Source organism: Candidatus Obscuribacterales bacterium, assembly GCA_036703605.1.
Classification (GTDB): Bacteria; Cyanobacteriota; Cyanobacteriia; order RECH01; family RECH01; genus RECH01.
In genome coordinates this window covers 1-4,343 of record DATNRH010001117.1, presented here as the reverse complement: position 1 = coordinate 4,343, position 4,343 = coordinate 1, and the positions used below count along the sequence as shown (strand labels likewise).

3 protein-coding genes are annotated in these 4,343 nt (G+C 55.8%); all 3 read left to right on the top strand.

Going from position 1 to position 4,343, the window contains the following annotated elements; all coding sequences use genetic code 11:
* The first annotated feature begins 549 nt into the window (after positions 1-549).
* Positions 550-954, top strand: a complete 405-nt coding sequence (locus tag V6D20_23170; GenBank protein HEY9818680.1) for a hypothetical protein — start codon at positions 550-552, stop codon at positions 952-954.
* 231 nt (positions 955-1,185) lie between these two features.
* Positions 1,186-1,836, top strand: a complete 651-nt coding sequence (gene hisG / locus V6D20_23165) for an ATP phosphoribosyltransferase (GenBank protein HEY9818679.1) — start codon at positions 1,186-1,188, stop codon at positions 1,834-1,836.
* A gap of 117 nt (positions 1,837-1,953) precedes the next feature.
* On the top strand, positions 1,954-4,343 hold a 2,390-nt coding region (locus V6D20_23160; GenBank protein ID HEY9818678.1), incomplete at its 3' end, for a glycerol-3-phosphate acyltransferase.

Sequence of the window (4,343 nt, the reverse complement as noted above, 5' to 3'; positions counted from 1 at the left end):
CTTATGGCGATCGCCCCACGCGGGACGTGGATAACGGGTGGGCAGTGGACAGCGGGAAGACGATGATAGTAGATGGCTGGCACAGGAAAACCGAGCAGGATGATTACAATCTCAAATCAGTCTGATCAAAGAACTGAATTGCAACCGTCTAGTCATGACTGCGCCTTCACCTGTAGTATTTAGGTAAGCTCAAGGTTTAGTTTAGATTTAAAGTATCCAATTAAGCCGTTCTACCTAAAACTATTTGAACAAAGACGTCCTAAACACCCCCATTCTCGTTCACGAGCCGTTCATCCTGCAGATCATAGGTGCTGAGCACCGGCCATTTGTCTGCAGGTGAGGCGTCGGGCATCCCTAGGCGATCGCCTCAGTCCAAATCAGCACCATGGTTCATGGCTGACCAGGAAACGGCAAGCCAAAACGTGATTAGGGCAGCATCTGGTGTTTAGTCCTTGGTCAGATTCTTATAAGATCAGAACATAAGGCGTTCAGATAGGCTCGCATCCTGTCTTGGCCGCCCGCAGGTTGACTATAGAGAGGTATCCACCCATGGCTACAGACGCCACCCAAGATAACGGACAGCCTAGCTCCGCCGAAACCCCCAAGGACAAGCCGTCCTCGTCTAGAAGTAAAGCATCGTCCACTCAAGGAGCCGCCCTCACCGTGAAATCGAAAGAAGAATCTAGTTCCATTGAAGTTGCTCAGCCTCGCTTTTTCATGGGCAACCGTCCCATCGAGCCCAGCAACCTACACATCTTTGGCATGACGGCCGTTGGCAATCGCCCCGTGTTTTCTAGCGAGATGGAAATTGTTAGCTCCGACTTGTTGCCGGGTCATCGCCCGATCGTAGCCAGCAGCGCCGATCTGTTGAATGCCCATATGGTGCTTGGCAATCGCCCCATTGCCTCCAATGAATTGGATGATCCGCTCACGCTGATGGGCTATCTCGACTAGCGATCGCCCTATGGTTTCGCACCACTACAATGCAAATCAACCTGGATCAGGGGTGCCTGGTCTAGGTAGGCGGATCATCGGGGCATCAGCCCCTATTTTTATGGCGAGGCCTGGTAGAATACGTGAGCGATCGAACGGGTCATGCTCAAGTGCTGCCCCTTGCATCGTTTTCTTGCCTAGACATTGGCAGCTTCGTTTATCGTTATCATTACCCCATTGCGATCGCGTTCCATGATTACTGTGGCATTACCCAAAGGCGCACTCCTGAAAGACAGCATCCGGCTGTTTAAGGCTGTGGGTCTCGACTTTAGCGCCTTCCTTGATAGCTCCAATCGGCAGCTTGAAATTTGGGATGCCAGCCATCGGGCCAAGGCGCTGCTGGTGAGAAATTATGACGTGCCCGTGTACGTTGAATATGGGCAAGCGCAGCTTGGGGTGGTGGGCTATGATGTGCTGTGTGAAAAGCAACCCCAAGTCGCTCAACTGGCTGATTTGCAGTTTGGGCAATGCCGCATGTCAGTAGCGGTCAAGGCCTCCAGCCCCTATCGCTCCGCCCTCGACCTACCGCCCCACAGTCGAGTAGCGTCCAAGTTTGTCCACTGTGCCCGCAGCTACTTTCAAGGGTTGAACCTACCCGTGGAAATTGTGCCGCTCTACGGTTCTGTAGAATTGGGGCCGATTACGGGCATGTCGGAAGCGATCGTGGATTTGGTGGCCACAGGGCGCACCCTCCAGGAAAACCATTTGATTGAAATTGAGCCGTTGTTTACCAGCACCGCTCGGCTGATTGCCCATCCCCTCAGCTATCGCATTGACCTCGGCGGCGTGCGATCGGTGATCGAAGATGTGCGTCACTGTACAGCAGCGATCGCCCACGAATAACCCAGACATGGCCTAGCTCAACCCCTGGATAGGCAGCATTGCTGCAGATCAGGCATGTTTGTTATACAGTGCGATAGGACAGGCATCATTGCGCAACTCAAGCACTGCATAAAAACTATGACCCCTACACAAGTGTTGGGTGCCTTACTGATTATGGTGATTGGCCCACTGCTCGGTGGGCTACCTCTGATCCGTTGGCTAACCTACGGGCTCACCCGCAAAGATTTGGCCCATCTAGGCACAGGGAATATCAGTGTCTCGGCAGCGTTCTACCACGGCGGAACGGTGGCGGGGGTGATGGCAGTTCTCCTAGAGGCGGGGAAGGGCATTGGCGTTGTATGGCTAGCGCGCTCCTACTTTCCCACCGATCCTGCCTGGGAAGTGATTGCCCTAATTGCCCTAGTGATGGGACGCTATTGGGGAGGACGGGGAGCTGGTACCACCAACGTTACGTGGGGCTACCTTGTCCATGATTGGCTAGCCTCCGGTCTCGTGCTGCTGCTGAGTTTAATTAGCTTTACCATTTTTCGAGAAAAGCGCCAGGGTCGTTTAGTCGTCCTGGTGCTGCTGCCGGTGTTTGCGGCCTTGCTGCATCCCACCCAGGGCGATCGCGTAGTCGCAACTCTCATCCTCAGTGTTCTCATGGCTTGGATTTATCATAAGATGCCGGACGATTTAGACCTATCCACCGGGCAAGCCCAACCTGGATCAAAAACCATGTTTCGTTTCTTCCGAGGCGATCGCGCCGTTCCCACCCTCGACCAGGCCAAGGATGCCAAAAAAGTTGGTGCCAAGGTTGCCACCCTGGCCCAGCTCACCGCCTGGGGCTATCCCGTGCCCATGGGCTGGGTATTGCCGCCGGGGGATGACCCCGCCCCGATGATCGAGATGCTCAATCCCACCCCAGAGCAGCCGCTCATTGTGCGTTCATCTGCCATCGGCGAAGATTCCGAATCCACCTCCGCTGCTGGGCAGTATGAATCCATCGCCCAGGTGACCAGTCGCGAGGCCCTGGCCCAAGCGATTACCCAATGCCAAGCCTCGTACAACCGGCCCACAGCGGTGCAGTATCGACGCGATCGCGGCATTCGGGACGAAGCAATGACCGTCCTCGTCCAAATCCAAGTATCGGGCGTCTTTTCCGGCGTCGCCTTCAGCCGCGATCCCATCAGCCGCCAAGGGGACAGCGTGGTGATCGAGGCGCTACCGGGTTCCGCCGCACGAGTCGTCTCAGGACAGGTGACCCCAGAGTCTTACCAAGTGATGGTGACCGAAGCGGATTTGACCACCACCCAGGCGGTGGCTAATCCCCCCTGGTACTTGCCAGAAGCGATCGCGTTCCCCATGGAGGGCGAGGGCGATGTGCCGCCGCGATTGATCCAGCAGGTGGCCTACCTGGCCCGCCATCTCGAAGCCCGCTACCACGGCATTCCCCAGGATATTGAATGGAGCTATGACGGTCAGCAGCTTTGGGTCTTACAAAGCCGACCGATCACCACACTCTTGCCGATTTGGACAAGAAAAATTGCCGCTGAGGTGATCCCTGGCTGGATTCGTCCCCTCACCTGGTCGATCAACCGTCCTCTCACCTGCGGCGTTTGGGGCGAGATTTTTACCATCGTCCTCGGCGATCGCGCCCGAGGGTTAGATTTCACCGAAACCGCTACCCTACACCACTCCTCCGCCTACTTCAATGCATCGCTGCTAGGACAGATTTTTCGGCGCATGGGTCTTCCGCCCGAGAGCTTAGAATTTCTTACCCGGGGCACCCCCTTCAGCAAGCCGCCGATCCTCTCCACCCTCAAAAATGTACCAGGATTGCTAAAACTGCTGGGGCGAGAACTGCGCCTGGAGCAAGACTTTGAGCAAGACGACCAGGATCTGTTTACCCCCGGCCTACGCCAACTCATCGATCATCCCGCTAAGGGACAGCAGCCCGCCGCCATCCTCGGACGCATTCAGTTGATTTTGACCCTACTGCGCCGAGCCACCTACTACAGCATCATGGCTCCCCTCAGCTTCGCCCTGCGGCAAGCGATGCTCAAGGTATCCGACAACGACCTCAATGTTCAAACCCAGCCAGAAATTGCCTCCCTGCGATCGCTGCAACGGTTAGCCCAGTCTTGCCGTCCCCTGGTAGGGGCGATCGCCCGGGTCCAAGTGCCCGATTCCGGATCGGCCCTGTTTGCCAGTCTGAGTGAAACCACCGATGGTCAGGCTGTTCTTACCCAGTTCAATCAATTTTTGAACGAATATGGCTATCTCAGCCAAGTGGCCACTGATATTGCCGTACCACGCTGGCGGGAAGCACCCCAACCCGTACGTGAACTGTTTTTACAGTACCTTAACCAACCCACACAGATCACCAGTCCACCGCCAGATACCCAATCATGGCGATCGCAGCAGGTGCAAGCTCGCCTAAACCTCAAAGGTCGCGTCACCGAGGTCTATAACCGTCTCCTAGCTGAACTGCGCTGGAGTTATGTTGCCATCGAACTACACTGGTT

Excerpts from the sequence above, each read along its gene's own strand:
- V6D20_23170 (HEY9818680.1), top strand. The coding sequence starts at position 550 with ATGGCTACAGACGCCACCCAAGATAACGGACAGCCTAGCTCCGCCGAA.
- hisG (HEY9818679.1), top strand. The coding sequence starts at position 1,186 with ATGATTACTGTGGCATTACCCAAAGGCGCACTCCTGAAAGACAGCATC.